This is a genomic window from Paucilactobacillus kaifaensis, from assembly GCF_005405145.1.
GTDB classification, from domain to species: Bacteria; Bacillota; Bacilli; order Lactobacillales; family Lactobacillaceae; genus Paucilactobacillus; species Paucilactobacillus kaifaensis.
Genome location: NZ_BJDM01000003.1, coordinates 21453 through 40648, shown reverse-complemented (window position 1 = coordinate 40648; position 19196 = coordinate 21453). Strand labels below are relative to the sequence as shown.

General features: G+C 39.6%; 20 protein-coding genes and 1 pseudogene. All 21 read right to left on the bottom strand.

The genetic code is table 11. The features are described 5' to 3' along the window. Positions 1 to 4: 4 nt before the first annotated feature. Positions 5 to 241 (bottom strand): annotated as a pseudogene (locus FFM51_RS02890) (phage holin); the annotation flags it as partial. Continuing rightward, positions 238 to 543, bottom strand: a complete 306-nt coding sequence (locus FFM51_RS02885; protein ID WP_137597145.1) for a hypothetical protein — start codon at positions 541 to 543, stop codon at positions 238 to 240. The pseudogene FFM51_RS02890 and the gene FFM51_RS02885, both read right to left, overlap by 4 nt. Beyond that, complete coding sequence (locus tag FFM51_RS02880; protein WP_137597144.1) at positions 533 to 982, bottom strand: hypothetical protein; 450 nt, start codon at positions 980 to 982, stop codon at positions 533 to 535. Before FFM51_RS02880 ends, FFM51_RS02885 begins: the two co-directional genes overlap by 11 nt. A 115-nt stretch (positions 983 to 1097) precedes the next feature. Further along, positions 1098 to 1412 carry an XkdX family protein gene (locus tag FFM51_RS02875; protein WP_137597143.1) on the bottom strand — a complete coding sequence of 105 codons (315 nt, stop codon included), beginning with the start codon at positions 1410 to 1412 and terminating at the stop codon, positions 1098 to 1100. Further along, entirely contained in the window at positions 1405 to 1704 is a 300-nt protein-coding gene (locus FFM51_RS02870; RefSeq protein WP_137597142.1) for a hypothetical protein, read from the bottom strand. The genes FFM51_RS02875 and FFM51_RS02870 overlap by 8 nt, the downstream gene beginning before the upstream one ends. A gap of 13 nt (positions 1705 to 1717) precedes the next feature. Continuing rightward, positions 1718 to 4381 (bottom strand): phage tail spike protein, encoded by a 2664-nt coding sequence (locus FFM51_RS02865; protein WP_170999554.1) that lies wholly within the window; start codon positions 4379 to 4381, stop codon positions 1718 to 1720. Between the two features lie 14 nt (positions 4382 to 4395). Beyond that, on the bottom strand, positions 4396 to 6507 hold the full coding sequence (locus FFM51_RS02860) for a distal tail protein Dit (protein ID WP_137597140.1): 2112 nt from the start codon (positions 6505 to 6507) through the stop codon (positions 4396 to 4398). Then, positions 6507 to 11027, bottom strand: coding sequence for a phage tail tape measure protein (locus FFM51_RS02855; RefSeq protein ID WP_170999553.1), 4521 nt, complete (start codon positions 11025 to 11027; stop codon positions 6507 to 6509). Before FFM51_RS02855 ends, FFM51_RS02860 begins: the two co-directional genes overlap by 1 nt. A 33-nt stretch (positions 11028 to 11060) precedes the next feature. After that, complete coding sequence (locus tag FFM51_RS08780) at positions 11061 to 11222, bottom strand: hypothetical protein (RefSeq protein ID WP_170999552.1); 162 nt, start codon at positions 11220 to 11222, stop codon at positions 11061 to 11063. A 35-nt stretch (positions 11223 to 11257) separates the two neighbouring features. Continuing rightward, positions 11258 to 11572, bottom strand: a complete 315-nt coding sequence (gpG, locus tag FFM51_RS02850; protein WP_137597138.1) for a phage tail assembly chaperone G — start codon at positions 11570 to 11572, stop codon at positions 11258 to 11260. 71 nt (positions 11573 to 11643) lie between these two features. Then, positions 11644 to 12255, bottom strand: coding sequence for a major tail protein (locus tag FFM51_RS02845; protein ID WP_137597137.1), 612 nt, complete (start codon positions 12253 to 12255; stop codon positions 11644 to 11646). An 18-nt stretch (positions 12256 to 12273) separates the two neighbouring features. After that, positions 12274 to 12666 carry a hypothetical protein gene (locus FFM51_RS08775; RefSeq protein ID WP_223875881.1) on the bottom strand — a complete coding sequence of 131 codons (393 nt, stop codon included), beginning with the start codon at positions 12664 to 12666 and terminating at the stop codon, positions 12274 to 12276. Beyond that, positions 12663 to 13070 (bottom strand): hypothetical protein, encoded by a 408-nt coding sequence (locus tag FFM51_RS02835; protein WP_137597136.1) that lies wholly within the window; start codon positions 13068 to 13070, stop codon positions 12663 to 12665. The genes FFM51_RS08775 and FFM51_RS02835 overlap by 4 nt, the downstream gene beginning before the upstream one ends. Next, positions 13067 to 13459 carry a hypothetical protein gene (locus tag FFM51_RS02830; protein ID WP_137597135.1) on the bottom strand — a complete coding sequence of 131 codons (393 nt, stop codon included), beginning with the start codon at positions 13457 to 13459 and terminating at the stop codon, positions 13067 to 13069. The genes FFM51_RS02835 and FFM51_RS02830 overlap by 4 nt, the downstream gene beginning before the upstream one ends. Continuing rightward, positions 13449 to 13754 (bottom strand): phage gp6-like head-tail connector protein, encoded by a 306-nt coding sequence (locus FFM51_RS02825; RefSeq protein WP_137597134.1) that lies wholly within the window; start codon positions 13752 to 13754, stop codon positions 13449 to 13451. Before FFM51_RS02825 ends, FFM51_RS02830 begins: the two co-directional genes overlap by 11 nt. Positions 13755 to 13765: 11 nt before the next feature. Next, positions 13766 to 13972, bottom strand: coding sequence for a hypothetical protein (locus FFM51_RS02820; protein ID WP_041093429.1), 207 nt, complete (start codon positions 13970 to 13972; stop codon positions 13766 to 13768). Between the two features lie 27 nt (positions 13973 to 13999). Next, complete coding sequence (locus FFM51_RS02815; RefSeq protein ID WP_223875883.1) at positions 14000 to 15241, bottom strand: phage major capsid protein; 1242 nt, start codon at positions 15239 to 15241, stop codon at positions 14000 to 14002. Beyond that, entirely contained in the window at positions 15216 to 15980 is a 765-nt protein-coding gene (locus FFM51_RS02810; protein ID WP_137597132.1) for a head maturation protease, ClpP-related, read from the bottom strand. Before FFM51_RS02810 ends, FFM51_RS02815 begins: the two co-directional genes overlap by 26 nt. Next, positions 15967 to 17115, bottom strand: a complete 1149-nt coding sequence (locus FFM51_RS02805) for a phage portal protein (RefSeq protein WP_137597131.1) — start codon at positions 17113 to 17115, stop codon at positions 15967 to 15969. Before FFM51_RS02805 ends, FFM51_RS02810 begins: the two co-directional genes overlap by 14 nt. An 18-nt stretch (positions 17116 to 17133) precedes the next feature. Then, positions 17134 to 18816, bottom strand: coding sequence for a terminase TerL endonuclease subunit (locus tag FFM51_RS02800; protein ID WP_041093419.1), 1683 nt, complete (start codon positions 18814 to 18816; stop codon positions 17134 to 17136). Then, a complete protein-coding gene (locus tag FFM51_RS02795; protein WP_137597130.1) occupies positions 18813 to 19133 on the bottom strand; it encodes a P27 family phage terminase small subunit in 321 nt (106 codons plus the stop codon). The genes FFM51_RS02800 and FFM51_RS02795 overlap by 4 nt, the downstream gene beginning before the upstream one ends. Positions 19134 to 19196: the final 63 nt, after the last annotated feature.

Below are 19196 nucleotides of genomic sequence, written 5' to 3'. Positions count from 1 at the left end.
TCTTTAATACCAATTCACTGTCACTCACGCCGCTAGTCGTGGGATCAACTACAATCCCTAGCAATGCTAATAAACCAAACACAGCGTTAACTACAGCCGTGAGTTGAACACCTAAACCTGTAATGTCCCAGTTGTAACCAAACGGTGTAGCTACAGTTTGTGCCAACAATAAAACAGCCGGCACTAAAGCCAGCCAAAACTTCTTACTTTTAATTCTGATTTTCCAATTAATATTTTTCATGTTGTCTCCCTCTTGTTAAGTTCTGTTTGCAACTTTGTCACCTGTTTTTGCAGTTGTTCAACCGTGTGGTTCAATTGCTCAATCGTGTTCTTAAGCTCGATTGACTCGGCATTACGCTGATTCAATTGATCATTCAACTCAATGTTTGTATCCATCATCTTCTGAGCTTGGTCATAGATGTCAGGTATATTTTCAGCCTTAGCCTTGTTGACGTTACCACGGTTCAAATAAACATTTCCGATAATTGTGCCGGCTGTTGTGATTAAGGCAACCATGATTGCCACAATCCATTCATTTGTCACGTTTAACACCGCCTTTTAAGCCCTTCAAATCAGACCTAAATAGTATTGATGGCTTAACCAGGTTATTACCAATTCGAAAAACGACAATGAATGAATACAGAGTAGCGGTCAATGCATCAGGTGATTTAATTGGCATACTAATTGCGTGCCAGAGAAAGCCAACGAAGATAAGTGTAGCCACAAATTGAGCTAAGCCAGCCATGACTTCACGAGCGCGCAACCAATGAACATCCCAAATAGCGAAGCCAATACATATAGCACCGACACTACTGAGCAAAATGGTCATCCAAGGATCACCAAAATGTCTAACAATGTGTGAGAACGGGTCAAAGCCACCTGTATCAAATTCATTCTGCATGTACACGAAGACGATAGCCTGACCAACAAATTCCAGACCAGTTTCAAACCAGAAATGATTTTTAAAATAGTTATACAACATCTGCATTCCCCCTTTTTAAATAGGGTCATACCCTATTATTTACTATGCTTCGGCTGGTTGTTCCTGTTCTGGCACTGTAGTAATATAACCAGCCGTTTTAGTGCGTGCCAGTATTTCAATTTCTTTGCGCTTTCTCAGCTGAATCCGTATCGGCAACCACACTAGTAGATGTGGTTCTATCTGGTACCGTGCTATCAGGAGCAAACCCGTCACTAACTGGACTGCTAATTTTCATAGATTCAGGAATATCTTTAGAATCTACCTCAACCGCGGTAGACAGATGATTATTGGGATATTCGCTACCAGTGATTGTTTCGTATTGATTAGTGGTGATCCGGTTCAATTCAACTGCTTTGGTCACTTGATCAAGTTTCCAATAGCCTTTATCATAATAGCTCTTGATCGTTAAATAACTGGGAAAACTACTCATTGGTGTCTCCTCCAATCATCAATTGATATGCCATATTGGCATTCTGCCGTTCTAATGAACTCAACGTAGTTTCAAAGTTGTTTACTTTAGCAACGGTTGGATCTTCGGTACTGACCAGCCATGTGTGAGTTAGCCAATCAAAACGCACGCCCTTACCAGATAAGTCATCTGGGATTGGTGTTTTCGTAATTGGTTGAGCTAGTTCAGAGGTGTCTGGTACTAATATCGGAACATAATAATTACCGTCTTCATCAGCTGTATTTTTGGTTAAATAGGCTGTAATATAATTCATCTAATCATCCTTTCTATGTTGGCTGGTATGGCCAAACATGATCACCGTAGCACAACATTGGTTGAGCCACTAACATATGTTGACTATTACGATTGTAGAATGCGAAGTGTACTTTAGATGCCCAGTCTGGTGAAATAACTGGTAATATCTCAATATACACCCATTCACTGCTAGGGACTGTACTTTCAATTGCATATTTGAAAGTGCTCTTTCTAGATGCATCGTCATTCTCGAATCTCAATTCAACCCCACCATCTGTATTCTTGTCCCCTTCTTGATGGTACCAGAAACTATATGACATTTTCTGATTTCCTAACACATTAGAAACCATCTGTCCAAGCCACAAATTTGAATTATTTCCATGAGACATTGCAACTACGTTTCCTTGATGAACTCCTAGATCGTTTGGATAGGTAAACCATCCTTTACTATTCTCCCAATTATTTAATCCATCTTTAAAGCTTGAATTTTTTAACAAATTTGGATGTGACTGAACCGAACTCATCATGTCAAACCAATTAAAAGCTCTCTTCGATCCGTCCCGACCCATTTCTGGCAGATACTTCTGCACATCGGACCATTTGATATTCATACCAATTGAGCTATCAGTACTATCATTGAGTGTCCCACTAATACCGTTAGAATCTAAAATCCCACTCTTTTTTGTATTGGCATTAGACAAGCTAATGTTGTCCGCATACAATTCAGTGTGAATGTATGAATTGTTTTTCGTGTACTCGGATTGATTGGCATAAGCATCCAATGTGTAACCCGTTGGTCTTACAACCGTCTTGAGCATGCCCCCACCAGTCATCGTAGAAATATGTTTCAGCATGCCATCTTTAAATTCCATTGAACCCTTAAACTCAGTTTGCATTTCATCAAAATAATCAAATGGCACCGTGATGTCTGGTGAATTTAAAGTGGCTGAATCAATTTCCACTGAAACTAACTTAGTCAGTACCAACACTGATTGATCAATTGTTGATGGCACCCACTTACCTGATTGACGTACAAAGAACCCGGTAATGCTTGTACCGTTAGCATCAGTAATTTGCTGATACCACATATCACCATTTTTTGAACTAGCTGGCTCAACAGATGACACAGTTACAATTGGTACATCCTTAGAACCGGGTTGTCCTTGCAGTCCTTGAGCTCCACGAGTTAACTGCCACACGTATTTGCTCGGATCGCTTGATTGTGCAGAAGTGTCATCTGAGTAAGTCCCTAAATAGTCACGGTTATGTGCTTGATCTTCATCGGTAGTAAAGTCGGTTTTCCCATCAACACTATTGGCATAAGCCATATGCAAATATGCACTATTTCCATCCGTTCCATCTAACCCATTTGTTCCATTAGCTCCCTTTACTAACATCCAGTGGCCTTTATAGTCAGTGGGGTCATTAGATGCAATTGGTTGATTCTTTTTGGCTACTAAGGCCACATAGAGTTTATCCTTTGGTGATGCTGAAATTCCAGTTCCTTGGTCATCATCAGCATATCTTATCCAGACAAAATAAGTATCGCCATTTCTAATGCCGTTAACCTTTTGTCTTAACGCAGCAATTTGTGCTTGAATTGATGAAGTTAACACCGTGTAATTAGTAAACGTGGCTCCCCCTTTAGACGGGTCGGTATATGACTTATCCAAAGTTGAAACCCTAGCCTGTAAATATAGTGCAGGGTTATAGTCGTGATCAATCATTTTAACGGTGTCACCAATATCAAGTGCTGGGTCAATAACTTGCATATCTGCCTCATAAGTGAATTGTGGTTGCGAACGTTTTTGCAATTGAGTAAATGTCCTATTAAATAACTCTGATTCGCTACTTGTGTCGTATTCATAAAAGCTCTCAACATAGCCTTGATCACCAGGATTAAATTGAGCATTTGCTGTCTTGGCTCTTAAGAACTTGTCTCCCTTGGTTGTTACAAAAGCACCATCATCATATTCCATGTCAGCAAAGTCTACATGCTCTTCTGGCTTACTAACATCCGTTTCCGTTGTGTCGTTGGTGTCTTGAATAACAGAACCAACCCCAGAAAGTGCAGTAACAAAAGTAGCTCTGCTTTCTGTTTTTTTGATATCATTTAAATCGCGATTATACAGAATTTGAATGTTGTCTTGAACATATCCAATCTTTTTGTAAACATTTATTACATACTTAATTGGAACAGTTCCTTGCATTTGAATATCAAATGTACACTCCGCGTTATTAAATGCAGTTAAAATTGATAGCAAGCGCCCTAATCCAGTACCCCGTGAATCGTATGTTAATGTTCTGGTAAGTCCTTCAAGCTGATTAACCCCAAGCTCCCAAGGTGTGCCATCAGTAACAATATCAAAGTAATATTCAAAAGGATGTGGGTCTGTATATGTCCAAATATCCACTGCTTTATTGATTAATTCAATTCCAACGTCCTCTGTATACACTATCTTAGTATTTTGGGTTTCATCATAGTTGAGAATAGAAAACGACCAAGGTTTCCCCCGGTCGTCCTGAAATACTATATAGTTTCCTGAAACCATAAATTCAGCTGCTTTATCTGTTTTATCAATTGTAAACTCAAAACTTGAACTACCAGCCGTTAACGCTTTGTGGTGCGTATCGTCGTAGATTTTGGCAGTAGTTGCTAGTGCGTTTTTTGACCGATCCAATACATATATTTGCAATTTTCTACCCCTCTCTATAAGTAACGTTTGCGAATGTAAGCTTTAACATCTGGCCGGTTAGCAAAATCGGAATACATAAATGAAATCATGTTTGTACCTTGGTAGGCCATAACTGATTTGGATCCAATCTCTTGCATGCCCAAGAACAACGATCCATTCACAGACGTTTCCACTGCCCCTTGGTCATTATCTATTACCACTGAATCTCCATCATTGAATGTGTTAGGAATGTCAACATAGTTTTCAACATTGTCTTTTTGAAACCAGAAATCATAAAAGTCTTGCCAAGAAATATCGTTAATTTTATTGCCCCACATAGCTTTCCAGTACGTGAAACCATTGGCAACTATTTTGGCGCTGTCAGGATCATCAAAAGTGATTGTCTGTTTAGCGCCTGTGCCACCCTCAATATCTTGAACTGTAATTGTATAAGTATTGCCATGTCGATCAATCTGAATTGAACCGAAAAACCTATCCCAGCGGGCATTATTCTCGTCAATGTAAGCCCAGTGTTTGCCAATTCTAATCTTGATACCGCCGTGGCCGTTGTTAGGTTTCCACAACTGAACACCTGCTATAAACTCACGGTCGGAACCGCTTATATTAACTTGTGTCAATCCACCTTGTTTTATATTTGTTGACATAATATTTACGTATGCACGAGATGTGAAATTAACTGCACCAGTGGCACCTTTACTATCGACACCAAATTCTGTGTAAATTGTTGGCCCATGCCAACCACGATTATTAGATGCTGAGTTACCCCAATAGTCATAACCACCGTTATTACGCAAACGCCAACGTTTTTCATAAGGTGGATGGAACTTACCGGCTTGCACAGGTGTTTCATTCAAATTGTTTAATACCCCATCATTGATAGTCCACTGTGACAGCCCAATGGAGTTGTCTTGCTTAGTGGTAAAGAGCCTCTCAGAATTTTCCACAATCCCACCATCCACGTCATTAGTTTTACCCAATAAAATTGACTCGGTATCATTGGTAATTCCAAAGAACCCGTTGTCACCATGATTGGTTAACTCAAATCTAATCGGCACTGGTAACGGCCCATCATTAGTAACAACTAGTGCATCCGATACTGGTAATGTCAGTGTGACATCAATGTTTGTGTAATCCAGATACATTGTGCTAGCCGTGTTTGCATCTGTGTCATTAGTTCCACTGAGTGCATAAAAATAGCCGTCAGCATCTAAATAGCTGGCGACTTCCGCAGCCGTGAATGTATACGAATTTTTTGACGGTGAACTAGCTGTGTTAACCTGTGTACCCGTCCACTCTGTGCCGTTCCAATACTGAACTCTAACACCGTATCCAGAGGCACCTTGACCGTATGACCAAACATTAAACGTGAACTTAGTTAGATTGGCTTTTAGCCATGCAATCTTATCAGCCACATCAATAATACCATAGCGTTGCCAGATACCCGGATAAGAATTATTAATTGATTCCAGCACGTTAAACTTCATCATTAAACGAGTTGAGTTCTCCAATTGAGTACGTTGATAACTACCAGTAATCCCGTCTAACATTTGGACTTGATTGTAATTGTATTGTTCCCACTCCCACCAAAAGCTGTCTGGTGCGCGGTTTTCAATCGCGTGCCATTCAGCACCATAAATTGTATTAGGATTACTATCCAAATCGCCTTGGATCTTAGTGCGATAATCCAATGACAACGATACTGTTTGTGCTGTGTCGCTGAACTCAAATTCATCCTCGCGCATGTCATAAGCATAGGGATCATAACACAACCACTTAATTGTGCCTGACCAATCAACTGAGTCACTTTCTGGCAAACTAATGGAGCCATCTGGAATCGCTAAATAATAACGATCCATTCTGTCACTCATAATTAACTTTTTTGGTTCTGTTACATATAATGCTTCTTTTAATTTATCTGTTTTGTTTCTCAAATCTCCCGTCATAATAAACGGCATTTCAATTGTTCTTTTCACTACTTTGGATGAACGTAAACGAGAGCCAATCATATTACCAGGACTCAATACATCATCTGTACGTTCTGGCAATAGCATTTCGTCTTTCCCCATCTTAACTTGTAGATATTGAGTAATCTCAATGCCATCGAACCAAACTTGCAATTTTGACATTATCTAAACCCTCGCAATCTGTTTTCTCTGACCGATATCTTATCTTGGCGTTTGCTGATTAACGGTGCTAATCCATCGGCCATAACATCACCATTCATTGTAATTACAACTTGTTTGCTATTCTGGTCAGCTACAGCTTTGATTAGATCAGTAATGCCACTGGCTAACATTTTAACTTGTGCTACTAGCTGATTATTCTGCGCAACCAAAGCATTATTTGAGCTTTGATTATCAGATACGGTCAAAGTTTGAATAACTTCTTTAGGCTGTTGAATAATATCAGAACTAGTAGGCACGTTTAGTCCTTTAGCAAACTGCGGTAATCCCGGAAACATCTTAGCTGTTCTAGTTGCGGGAATAACTTGTGCTCTTTTTGGCAATGGAATAGTAACGTTACGTCCATGTGGGATAAATGTTTCCCCAGTTGGGAGCTTAACCAATTCACGGAACGTACCGCCTAATTGATCATTAACTGTGGCATATCCACCTTGAAAGTTAGTAGTACCATTTTTCAAACCAAACTTTTTAAGTAAGGCTTTTGTTCCGTGGGCCACGGCGTTAAACACAGCTGTAATTGTTACTGATTTACCATGAACACTGTTAATAGAGGATCTGGCCGAACTAATACCACCACCGGTTCCGTTTGAAGCTTTAATACTCTTGGTTGCGTTCATTCCCATAAAACCGCTAACTGTGCTATGTGCACTAGATGTTCCACTACCAGCGTTGTTAGATGCAAATAGTTTCTTAGTTCCATTTGGGCCTAAGAAACTATTCTGAACTGTGCTGTGTGCGCTTGAAGAACCACCACCAGCATTATTGCTGGCAAATAAGTTCTTTGTACCATTAGGCCCAAGGAATCTTGATTGAATAGTATTGTGTGCACTAGCAGTACCTGTTCCGGTGTTATTAGAAGCAGTTAAATTCTTATTGGCATTACCAGAACTAAAATTCTGAATCTTTGCATTCGCTCCAGCTAATTTTGAGTCTAAATCTTGACTGTTTGCAGATAGTTTCTTTTCTCCTGGCTTCTTCAAAGCATATTGATCAATGTTAATGCCAGCTTGTCTTAATACGGCAGCCGCTTTGGAATCGTTGGCTAGTAGGTTCTTTACAGGAACTGGCAGTTGGTTCCAGGTATCAACGTTATTGATTCCCTTAGCAACAACTTCGGGACTATTACTGCTTGCCAGTAATTGTTGCTGTTTAGGCGTTAGAGCATTCCAATCTTTGACACTTCCAACCGCCTTAACAATTTTGGATTGTGAACCAGCATCGTTAAATGCAATCTTCTGCTCTTTAAGTGTCATGCTATTCCAAACACCCATCTTTGATAAGGAACCAAGAAGATCAGTTCCACCCTTAGAATTAACAATGGCTTCCTGTTGTTTGAGCGTTAATTGATTCCACATACCACCTTGCATAAGCAAATCGGTAATCTTTTCTCCGCCCTCAGAACGGATTAGTGCTTTCTGCTCTTTCCACGTCATGGAATCCCACTTGCCTTTTTCAATGGCTGCTTTGGCAACCATCTCAGTAGCATTAGTGGATAGATGTCCTTTCTTAGCAAGTAACATAATAGCATTCCAATCTTTGGAACTACCTGTGGCTTTGTTAATTTCTTCTTGTGCATTAGTGCTGACTTTCCCAGTTTTTGGATCGAAAATTAATTCATTCCAAGTATTGGCGGCGGCCTTAACACTCTTACTCATTCCGGTAGTTGTCTTAACTAAAGCACTACCAGACTTAGATGCACTCTGAGCTTGATCATCAATGATCTTTTTAACACTAGACCAGGTGTAACCCAGCGATGAGAACTCAGCTTTCATTGAGTTGGTACTCATGCCAGAGGCTTTCATTGTGTTATACAGACCAGCAACAATCTGATCATCAGTCTGTTTGTGCGTGCTGCCTAATTCTTTGACGGCAGCTTTGTATTCCTTAGAACTTATAGTGCCGTCCTTGTAGTAATCTTTTAAAACTTTCTTCTGTTTAGTATATCTGTCAGCTTCCTTATCCAACGAATCTTCCAGATCAATTCGAGTCTGGTTAAGCTGATCTTTAGTCATCTTACTTACGTCATTATTCATGGCGGCTAAGATGGCCTTTTTCTTCTTACCAGAAATGCCAAGCACTTTGAGTTCTTGATCGGCCATACTCTGTTGAGCATTACCAACCATGATACCCTCGTCTTTGGTTAGCTTGTAATGGTCCTTAGCAGAATGTTCCATAATCGTGTTAACCTCGGCAGCTGTTTTTTTAGCAGAACTAGCAGCCTTAGTATTTGATTTTTCTGTTTCTTCAATGCCTTTTCTGACCAACGCTTGCACACTTGTTGGCAACTTGCTTAGAGACTTCTCCAGACCACTATTAGTTTTCTTTGCGTCACTATCAACCTGTTTTGCCATATCGTCAAAAGCCTTTGAAACACTTTTGGCCGATTTCTTTCCATTTATTGAAAAGTTGTTAAGAGAAGCGCCAGCAGTAGTTTCAAATGACTTAAACTTGCCAAGAGACTTGTCAGCAGCAGTACCAACATCAGATCCCCATTCCGCTGTACGTTTAGCAGATTCATAGGCTTTCTTACCCCAAAGTTCCCAAACTGCAACACCAGCGGCAACTGCAACGCCAACTCCAATTAATGTAGCTCCCAATGGTGTTAACGCAGTTCCTAATACACCAACGCCACCCTGCGCAACTGTCAAACTCTTACCAAATAATTGGAATCCTGTTTTAGCAGTTGCCGTTGTTCCATTAACTGTAGTCAATGTTTTGCTTGTGCCATTTAATGCATTACCAAATTTATCAACAATAGTTTTGTTGCTTGATGTAGCAGCAGCGGTTGCGTCTAATGAACCTTTCAATACAGCATTCTTAGCTGACCAACCAGAGATTCTGGCAATCACGCCTACAACACCAGTAGATACAAGACCAAATCCTTTAGTGATTCCACCCAGTGTTTTAAGCAATGGACCAGCGGCTGCAACTGCTAATCCCATATGGATAATAGTTTTTTGTGTGGCCGAATCCATATGCGCAAATCCGTTGACAACGTCTGTAGCCTCTTTTACAAGCGGCGTTAATGTTGGCAACAGTTTCTCACCAATCGTAATACCTAATACTTGAATAGATGACTGGAATCTCTTAATCTGGTTAGCTTTAGTATCATTTAATTGATCAGCAACTTTCTTGGTTGCACCACCAGCGTCCTCTGTATTCTTAGTTAGTTTACGCAAACTGTCTGAACCAGACTCAACTAACGCATTAACAGCGGCTTGGTTTTCACGCCCAAAAGCTTGTGCAATAGCATGAGTACGCTCAGCTTTAGTCCACCCTTTGGTGCCATTGGAAATATCGTCAATTAACTTAGGTAAATTATGTGAATCCTCGTTCAGATCTTTAGCACTCATACCCATAGATTTGAACGCAGCAGTATTTTGTTTAGTAGGCTTAACCAACGAAGTTAACATCCCTCGCAAGTTAGTACCTGCTTTTTGTCCCTCAATACCACGGTTACTTAAGATACCAATAGCAGCAGCTGTTTCTTGAACACTTAGGCCAAGACCTTTGGCAACCGGTCCAACGTAGCTCATAGCCTCTGACATATCACCAAATCCAGCAGCGGTTGCATTAGCTGCATAGGTTAGTGAATCAGTAACCATTTGAGTATTCTTCATGGTTCCTTTAACAGAATTAGTCTTTAAACCAAATTGTTCAACAATAGAAGCTGTAGCTTGCATAACTGTTCCTAGGCTTTCACCAGATGCCTTAGAAGCGTCCAAAACGGCCGGCATTGACCCCATAACTTGTTTAGTCGTAAAACCACGTTTTATCATCTCTGACATAGCGTTGTTGATATCAGTTGTTGAAATACCATACTGCTCTGACCATTTTTTTGAGCTGCTCGATAATTGATCAAGCTGTGCCCTGAATTTAGCAGTAACAGCACCACCGTTTGTCAGCAGTGGACCCATTGCTGATATTTGAGAATCAAAATCAATTGCAGATTTAGCAGCTAGTCCTAATCCAAGTGCAACTGGACCAGACACTCTGTTAACCGCTGATCCCATAGCTGACATCTTAGTACCAACGCTAGTGGCTCCTTGACCAATTTTATTAAGTGCCCCAGTCCAACCGGTTGTTTCAACTCTCATTTTTGCCATTGCTCCAGCATTATTAGCAAGTTGAGTTTTGAACGAAGCTAGTTTACTAGTCGCATTTTGTAACTGTGTAGCTAGCTTACCAGTTTGAGTAGTTGCTTTCCCATTAACAAACGAATTGTCATAGGACTGTTTTAGGCTCCTAACAACACGTTCCTGTGCGGTCATAACATTAGTCAAACCACGTTGCTTTTGTTGTAATACGTCCAACTGACGACCACTAGCAGACATTACAGACATACCCGACTTCATTTCAGCCATCGCATATTTAACTTGCTGTTTAGCCCCAGTTATTCCTTTACCAAACGCTGAACTATCAAGTCCTAATTCAATGACCATTTGTCCTAATGGTTCCGCCATAACATTTCCTCCTCTCATTCAATATTTGAACCATTAGATAGACTTAACAAAGTCAAATAAGTCCATAACTTCATCTTCTTTTTTCTGCTCTTTTGGTTCTTTTGCTTCAATAGTGCTAATTAGCTTTCCATAATCTGTGTTTAAAACGTCATTGATGGTGAACCCGGGAAAGGCTTGAAGCACTGACTTAATCATCGTGTATGCACCATCTAACGCTTCTTTTGCGGAGGCTACGCTATCGGTATCTCCGCTACTTCGTTTGGGTCTATACCTAGCATTTCAGCAATTACGGTTTCCATGTCATCGTCTGCAGTGGCAGCACTTAGTCCGTTAATTACCGACTTTTCTGTAACTTCTGGATCGCGAAATAAACTAGCGACAAATGCAGCTTTTTGTTTGAACCAATCAACTTGGCTAGTTTCACCTTTTGAAACTTTTTCGTTCATTTCTAGCATTTCAATATGCTTAGAAAATGGCACAAAATCATCTTCAAAATGTTTTAATTCTCCGTTAATCATCAAATCAATTTTTACAGGTTTTGACATATTTTTTTCTCTCCTTACAAAAAAACGGGGTCATGAACTAAGTCATAATCCCGTTGGCTTCCTATCATCAATTAAGCTGTTGGTGCCGTTGGTTCCGTTGTCGTTTCGGAAGTATGCAAAATTTGTTCACGCAATTTTGTAATTGCTTCTTCATCTGCTCCAGCATATTTACCAATGTACTGACCCTTGGTTTCATCTTCTGCATCAGATGCCATTGCAGAATATGACCAGTCGTCTGCTTCTGGTTTAAATGTTTCTGCTGGGTCCAATGATTCCATCGAAACTTTGTCACGTGAGAATGTGCCTCGGAAGAAACCAAGTAATGCAACATTACCGTGACCATCAGACGATTCAAGCAGCATTGATGCATAAGGTGCTTCTGTTGCTTCGCCTAAATAAGAAATGCCACTTTCTGATGCTAACCATCCTAACAATAGATCGGCTTCATCTTCTGGAACATCCAATAAACCAAGATCAGCCTTAACATCCCCAACACCCGTACGAGAGATGTAATAGGTGATGTCTGATCCAGCAACTTTGGTTGGATCCTTTGAAAGGCCTGAAATATCCGCTTTAGTTGTGGCACCTTTGTTTTGTTTACCTTCAATAACAATTGGATCACCTTTTGGCTTGCCATCATTGTCAAAAATTTGTGTTGTCAATCTCTTAAATCCTACTAACATTTGAGTTCCCCTTTTCTATTAATAATTAGTGTCATAAATTTCCGTGTTGCCCTCATACCGTCTAGCGTCAACGAATAACTTTGTTTCAGGGAAATACTCGTCTAAGCCATCTGTTAATTGGGCAAAATGTAAGGCAGTCATCTGTTGTTTGACGGCCGCCTGTACTTGTTTACATATTTTTCTGTCTGTCGATTGAACGTCAATTTGGAAAATAAAATTGGTTGTTAAACCTTGATCGCTCCCACCAACTTGTTCTTGTGGTGGTCGCAATGGATTAATGATCATTTTAGTTTGGTTAGTGTCCTCATTTTCTGGATAGTCATAGTATCTGATCCGATTACCAACAAATTGTTTAATAACTGAATCACTCGTTAATTCGGTATATATATTCGTTAACATGTCTTGAATCATAACAATTTCTCCAATTCGTGTTTTTCCAATGCTTTCATTGGTTGCTTAGAACTCTCATAAGCATTCTGAACCTTACCAATACCACGAGGGCTATAACTACGACCAAAGCGAGTATAGCCAAACTCATTAAGATGCACTAATCTATATCGTTGCTTAGAGCCACCACCATCCCAACCAATCTTAATTGTTCGAACTCCGCCTTTCAGACGAGCTTGACCCACAGTAACTTCATTAACCGTTGCGCCAGTGTCCCGATATGAACTAACTGCCGATTTTAGGCGGACAGCCATATACCTACCCGCAACATTCAACGCCTCGTTACTATATCTAGCCACTGATCTAGATCCCAACTTCTTCTCCATATTGGCTAAGACTTCGTCCATGCCTCGAATGTTTACGCTCATGATCCATCACGTCCTAGGATTATTTTGATAAAACGACTGTCATGAAAGTCAGGACTAACTTCAACAATATCCCATGTTTTAGGCTTGCCATCTTGTCCCTTATAGCGGTAGTCATCTATTTCAGCCAAATGTTTATTTGACGGCAGATACTCGCCTAGTGGATCAGGGATGTTAATTGTGACACCCTCATTAACACTGTGAGAATCTAGGATGGATAAATCCTTAGAACTCGGATCGTAAACTTCGGCTAAGCACCAAAAGAGTTGATCACCCTTATCAGTACCCGGCTCTGGTCCCGTTGAATTTTGAGTATAAAAATAGACCGGAGTATTAATATCCCTGGTCTTAATCTTTGGTGGCTCATATTCAAATTGTGGTCTAATCGCCATCAGTCTCACCTTCCTCACTAGGAACATAACCATCTAATGAAAGACTCAACAAATTTGATTGAAAATTAGCATTGAAGAATTCTAACGAGTCGTTGTAGTCATAGCGGCATCGTTCTAAAACTAACTCAATGAATTTAGGGTCGTCTATTTCTTCATACCCTGTATCACGCGCAATTACTTGCTTAGAAACTTCAATCATCCTGTCCAATCGTTGATCATCGACATTATGAAAAATACGTAACTTCGTTTTTAATTGCTGAGCAAGATCAGCATTTTTGAGTGCTTGATCAGCCATTTAATCACCTACTACTTTTCTTTTTCGTCTAAATCCACTTCCAAAATAACAGGCCCATCAAAACTATCATTAGGCCCTTCTTCTTTTGTTAGTTCAGCAATACGTGCCTTGGTAGTTGCTCCAGCATATTTTTGAAATGGGTATTCATCCCCAACTTCATAGATATGTCCTTCTGCCTTAGGGTTGCCATCTTTAAACTTACGAATCACTGTATACATAAATCAATTACCTCCAAATTTTAATTACTAGGCTTTTGCAGTTTCTTCTTCGCCACCGGTTGTTGGTTCATTAGTGGTTGTTCCGGGAGTTGCAAGTGCCAAATCATAAACTACAGCAGCATTATTATCTTTAGCTTTACCAAAGAAGAACTGTTTAGCAATGTATAAATCCATATCTTCCATTGCCAAAGTCTGGTCAAACGATTGAATGCTCAATGATCCAGCTTGATAAGCATTGTAACGCCCTTGAACGAATGCAATAACTTTTCCTTCTGGTACAAATTCAGATTCAGCAGTTGTAAGTCCAAATGGCATTGCTGTCACAAATTGGCCGGCTAAGTTCTGCACCATGAACTGTGCTTCTACATCTAATGAATCACCCGGAGCCATCAACAATACGGTCTTGCCTTTAGCAACAACCGGATGTCCATCTTCCTTAGTTGATAACTGTTTGATTAGTCCGGCCAGTTCTTTAGCAGCGGTCTTGGTGTTAGCAAAAGTCAGTGTCCCCGCTGATGTCTTTTCTGGATATACACCACCTGTTACTGTTACGTCTTTCTGAACTTGACGATTTAAACCGATTGGCTTGTTGTTACCATCACCAACGATGAATGCCGATTCAGCACCAGCTGCAAAAGCTTCCGTAATTTGCGTAACTACATATTGTTTAATCCATGCAGGCCCGAAATCTTCAATATCTTTAGGTAATGCAACAAATGCAGTGGCCTTACTTTGGTCTGCTTCGGTAATGTTGAATGTTGCGTCAAGCTGTCCCTGAATATCACCGAAAATCTTACCCCAAACAATTGCACCCTTGGCATCAGATTGAATAACTTTCAAACTAATACCTTGATTTTGTAGTCCAATCAATCCTAATACTGGATGTTCTTGAACCATATCATCAAATACTTCTGTGATAACTGTTTGTGGTAATAATTTGGGTTCCTTAGTGCCTACATCAGTAGTGATTGCATTGAAGAATTCAACTTCTTCGTTCGTGATTTTGCTATCGTTTTGACGTGCTGAAAACATTTCAGCAGCCTTGGAATTAACTTGTTTTGTAATTTCGTTCATTGAGTCTTCACTTAAAGCGTCCATCATTGCAGAGAAAGCAGTTTGTTGTGTTTCTGCGTCTGCACTATTTTTTACAGCATCTGCATATGCACTTCGCTTTTCGGCAAAGTTTGAAAATTCCTTAGTATTTAATTTCATTGTCATTGTGTTTCTCTCCTTTTTATTTGAACTAAAAAACGAACGGCTGAAATGTATCAGACTGTTCGTTTGATTGATTTTTATATTTTGTTTCAAGTACGTTAATCTGTTCAGCAACTATTTTAGAAAGTGCTTTGTCATCAATTGTGATAACTTGTTCACTGGCTTTGCTACTCTTAGTCTTGTCAACTAAAGCCTCACGTGCTTTGTTAATCACGTCCGGAGCAACTAAGCCAGCGTTATACGCAGCCGTTAATTGTAATTCTGGTTCCGTCTCGTCAAACATAACTTCATCAACTAAGCCCTTAGCCTTTGCATCATCGGCATTTAACCAAGTAGTCTTATCCATCATACTCAGCACATCATCTTGAGACATACCAGTTTTTGCAACATACGGAGCCGAAATGCTTTTGTTAAACGTTTCTAATACTGCGGCCTCTTTCTGATGGTCAACTGAATCACCATATACACTAGACTGCACGTTGTGAATCATCATTTGAGCAGTTGGGCTCATAGCAATGTGATCACCTGCCATAGCAATTACTGACGCAGCAGAAGCAGCCATTCCTACAATTTGAACATTAACCGTGCCTTTGTAGCTCTTTAATGCAGTATAAATCTCACTACCAGAATCAATCATTCCACCGCCAGAATTAATCACTACATCGACATCCGAACCATCCTCAGGCAATGAGTCGTTAATATCCTTTGGAGCAGTTGCAGGCATTTTGAAGTAATCATAAAACCACTTGTCACCGTCAGCTACAATTGGGCCTTTAACATTAATTGTTGTCATCTAAATCACCACCTTTCGATTGTGTCGTATAGTTCTTAGTAATCACATACTCGTCACCATTAGGACGTTTAGCTAAACCCAACTCATGCAAGATAACATTAGGATTAGCCACACCAGAACTGATTAATTTGTCTATTGGTTCTGCAACATCAAACATATCAGGACGATCAATTCCTACCGTTTCAACGTGCTTACCAGACTCGTATTCAGCTTGTGTAAACAGTTTAGCGTTCAACTCATCATCTATCTTATTCAGCAAAGGCTTTAAGCAATACTGGATAAACGACTTACTATTCTGGTCGACCTCGGCATTCTGCCCGTGCACTAAAGCTGGCGGAACACCTAAAATATTGGCTACTTCATCAGTGAAGCCTGCCAGCAGCTTACTAATCTCATCAACTGACTGGTTTTTCTCGCCTGCGGTACCAGATACTTCGTTATACTCAAACCCATCAGTAACTGGCACAATTGCAACGCTATTCTTTTTAAACGAACTAAATATCTTATCAACATATTTCTGTAGTAATGCTTGTTTCTGTTCTTGTGTTCCCTGAGCAATGTTGGCTTTAACGGTTCCTCGTATCTGATTATTTCTAAGATTAATTTCAATTAATCGACCAAGTAAGCGTCCATAATCACCCCAAAGGCCACTAACATATCGTTCTAAATTTTCATTGTTATAAGTCATATACCAAACTTCATCCATGTTGAACGAACGTTTAAATTGGTAAGTTTTAACTGTTACTCCATCGAAGATATCAGGAAAATTAGCAGACTCGTGTCTAACAAAACTATCAGCAATCAGTAAATCGTCAGTATCATTCTTGATGACTAACACTTCGTTATCCTTAATCAATTTGTAAACAACTTCTTGCCAAAAATTAGCCGCGGATAAATCAGTGTTAGGTCTCACATTGAGTTTATAATCCCATGGAGATTTTAAATCATTGGTGCCGTTGTAAAACTTAAATTCAGTTGTGCTAACAGCTCTTGCAATAAAGTTGATAACTTTATCAACAGCCATTCTTTTGGCATATATCTTGTCGCCAACATCATCTAAATAATCAACATCAAACATATAACTAGCATCTTGCCGCTTTTGAAATAACTCCATGAAGTTCTCAAATATTGCCATTAACTCACCTTCTTTCAATTAAAAATCAATATCAGAAATCATATCTAGTTCTGCACCAATATCCCAGTCTGGCAACTCATCAACTAGATACTGTCCGTATTCAAACGCTTTGAAGCCATCAGTTTTTCGCCTGATTTCTTCTTTTTTGCCATACTTCTTATTACCTCGTGAATCAATAGTTACTAGTACGTTTTGAGTGTTCCATCGTAGTAATGGATCATCGCCCCAAACATATAGCCCACTGGCAAATCCGTTTTCAATTCTTGGAGCAAGCAGTCCGTCAATAGCGGTAGGATTTCTAATTACAACAACTTCGAAACCTGCATCTTCAAAAAACTTCCGTAGCAAATCTGCCCGGAAGTTATCTAGTACTACCTTTTTAATTAAGTATTTTTCACGTTGCTCAACAAACCAATCGACAACTTTTTGTGGATCGATTGTTGATTCATCCAAGATAGTAATTAGTCCCTGTTGTTCCCACTTTCCGATTGGAGGGACGTTTTTAGGGCGGTCAGCCGGGTTAGTTGAATAACCATAATAACGATCTACAAAACCTTTACGCGCAAATTGGTGGCCTAAATAATATTGTTTTCCATCCAACTTGACAGTTAAACCATTGGCTGTAAAATCCCGTATACTAGCAAAGTCAACAGATCCTATAGCTTCATGGCCTATTAATTTGTCATATGGAATTATTTGGTTGGTAGCCTTAACTTGATCATATGGTGCAACGGATTTCTCAGGGTCTTTAAGTGGCAAATCCATCCGCTTAGTTAAAAATTCTTCGCGCATACTTGGTTCAGACTGCATTTTTACATATTGTTTTTTGATTTTTCTAAACAAAGTTTTGCCATAAGATGTTAATGGCTTAGACAACATTGGATTGGCTTTTTCCCACATATCAACATTGTCAACTTCACTTTCATCATCAAGTCTGCACCAAAACGGAAACATTGTGTCTGGTGGTAATTCTCCTTGCATAACTTGCAATGCAATGTCTTTTTTCTTATCCAGATAGCCATCACGTACATAGCCGTCAGAGCCAACTTCGAATTGCCTCGACTCTGGCACCTTACCTAATCCAGACTCATAAACCTGCACACCTGAATCGTCAGCATACATATGGATTTCATCAAACACATCAAACCCATCACGCAGTCCATCTTTCGTTTTGCCGTTAGATGTTTGATAAGTGACAACAGAACTAGTGTCAGGAACCTCGATAGCAGACTTGTTAGCCCTAAACATATCACTAAGCGTCTCACTGCCTTGTACTGTGTTATAAATTTCAGTAATTGAAGTTTTGGCTTGCTCTTCTGAGTTAGCGACAATTGAACCGTTGTAACCAGGTACATTATTAAGCGGACTGATAAAGAATGCACTCAATGCACTAATCGAACCGTTCTTACCTGCGCCACGACCCAGCACCCAAAAATGTTCATCGTAATAAACATCATCAGTTCTTGTATCATACAAAAACACAAATGCAAATAAGAATCTCTGAAACAAAACTGTTGGGAAAAACCACTTTTCGGTAAAAGCAACGCAATCATTAATTTTCTCTTCATCGAAATAAAGTTGATCATTTGAGAGCACATATTTCTGTAAATATTCAATCAACATGATACGCTCTTTGTTAAGCTTAATTTGCCCACTATTATAAGCCTGTATGTACTCATCTACGTATTTCTGATGAATCATACTAGACCACCTTTGCTTTCGTTAGGGGGCGATTTAGGATGTGATTTTGATACTATATTAATAGATGAATAAATTGTTCGTTCTAAATCCAACAGTTGGACGTTTAGCTTTTGCTTTTCTGCAATTGCAGGATTAAGTTTTACATATTTTTGCGAGCCGTTCTCTACAACGATTACTACACCATCAGCTTTTATAGTGTTATCTAGTTTGTTATAAATCTTTCTCAAGTTTAAATATCTAGATATTTTTTCTTGCAAAATGTAATTCTCAGGATCACTTTTTTCGCGAAAATACTTTTCAACATTTGATAACGTCAATTACACCCACCCCCTCGTGTAGATTTTTTTAATGTTTTCTTGTGGAGTCGAGTCCTACCCACC

Bases quoted from the DNA above. Each gene is read 5' to 3' on its own strand.
- FFM51_RS02880 (WP_137597144.1), bottom strand. From the start codon at position 982: ATGTTGTATAACTATTTTAAAAATCATTTCTGGTTTGAAACTGGTCTG.
- FFM51_RS02875 (WP_137597143.1), bottom strand. From the start codon at position 1,412: ATGAGTAGTTTTCCCAGTTATTTAACGATCAAGAGCTATTATGATAAA.
- FFM51_RS02870 (WP_137597142.1), bottom strand. From the start codon at position 1,704: ATGAATTATATTACAGCCTATTTAACCAAAAATACAGCTGATGAAGAC.
- FFM51_RS02860 (WP_137597140.1), bottom strand. From the start codon at position 6,507: ATGTCAAAATTGCAAGTTTGGTTCGATGGCATTGAGATTACTCAATAT.
- FFM51_RS02855 (WP_170999553.1), bottom strand. From the start codon at position 11,027: ATGGCGGAACCATTAGGACAAATGGTCATTGAATTAGGACTTGATAGT.
- FFM51_RS08780 (WP_170999552.1), bottom strand. From the start codon at position 11,222: ATGATTAAGTCAGTGCTTCAAGCCTTTCCCGGGTTCACCATCAATGAC.
- gpG (WP_137597138.1), bottom strand. From the start codon at position 11,572: ATGTCAAAACCTGTAAAAATTGATTTGATGATTAACGGAGAATTAAAA.
- FFM51_RS02845 (WP_137597137.1), bottom strand. From the start codon at position 12,255: ATGTTAGTAGGATTTAAGAGATTGACAACACAAATTTTTGACAATGAT.
- FFM51_RS08775 (WP_223875881.1), bottom strand. From the start codon at position 12,666: ATGATTCAAGACATGTTAACGAATATATATACCGAATTAACGAGTGAT.
- FFM51_RS02835 (WP_137597136.1), bottom strand. From the start codon at position 13,070: ATGAGCGTAAACATTCGAGGCATGGACGAAGTCTTAGCCAATATGGAG.
- FFM51_RS02830 (WP_137597135.1), bottom strand. From the start codon at position 13,459: ATGGCGATTAGACCACAATTTGAATATGAGCCACCAAAGATTAAGACC.
- FFM51_RS02825 (WP_137597134.1), bottom strand. From the start codon at position 13,754: ATGGCTGATCAAGCACTCAAAAATGCTGATCTTGCTCAGCAATTAAAA.
- FFM51_RS02820 (WP_041093429.1), bottom strand. From the start codon at position 13,972: ATGTATACAGTGATTCGTAAGTTTAAAGATGGCAACCCTAAGGCAGAA.
- FFM51_RS02810 (WP_137597132.1), bottom strand. From the start codon at position 15,980: ATGACAACAATTAATGTTAAAGGCCCAATTGTAGCTGACGGTGACAAG.
- FFM51_RS02805 (WP_137597131.1), bottom strand. From the start codon at position 17,115: ATGGCAATATTTGAGAACTTCATGGAGTTATTTCAAAAGCGGCAAGAT.
- FFM51_RS02800 (WP_041093419.1), bottom strand. From the start codon at position 18,816: ATGATTCATCAGAAATACGTAGATGAGTACATACAGGCTTATAATAGT.